Origin of the sequence: Hungatella sp. SL.1.14 (assembly GCF_024460495.1) — a bacterium.
In the GTDB taxonomy this organism is placed as follows: Bacteria; Bacillota; Clostridia; order Lachnospirales; family Lachnospiraceae; genus Hungatella; species Hungatella hathewayi.
In genome coordinates this window covers 1-470 of the sequence record NZ_JANFYJ010000114.1, presented here as the reverse complement: position 1 = coordinate 470, position 470 = coordinate 1, and the positions used below count along the sequence as shown (strand labels likewise).

At 48.3% G+C, this 470-nt stretch carries 1 protein-coding gene; it reads right to left on the bottom strand.

What is annotated here, in order from left to right; all coding sequences use genetic code 11:
* Positions 1 to 470 (bottom strand): InlB B-repeat-containing protein (locus NE473_RS30215; protein WP_256265559.1); only part of this gene is annotated, 470 nt, incomplete at both ends.

The window sequence follows — 470 nt, the reverse complement described above, 5'->3', positions numbered from 1 at the left end:
CATGACTGCCGCTGCATCTTCTGCCGCTTTATCATACGTCAGCGTTACTTTTTCATTTGCTGCCCACTTCGCATAGACGGTCATGTTTTCGTTTATTGCAAACACTTCATCAAACTTTTTCCCGCCTCCGTTTTCTTCTGTATACCAGCCTTCAAATGTATAACCTGGGCGGCTCGTACTTCCAAGTACCCTCTTTACATCTTTAAGGCTCTGGCCTCTCAGCACCGTCTCTGTCGTATTCGGTACGACATCAGAAGCATCCTCTGCCGCCTTATTATACGTCACCATGACTGAGTCATTGGGAATCCACTTTGCGAATACAATCATACTGCCGGCAATTGCTGTATCTGCCGTAAATTGTACTCCTGTTCCGCCCTTACCCGTGTACCAGCCTCCAAACGTATAGCCGGGACGGCTTGTAATTCCAAGATCTTTTCCTGCATTTGCAAGACTCTGGCCGCTCAGCACCG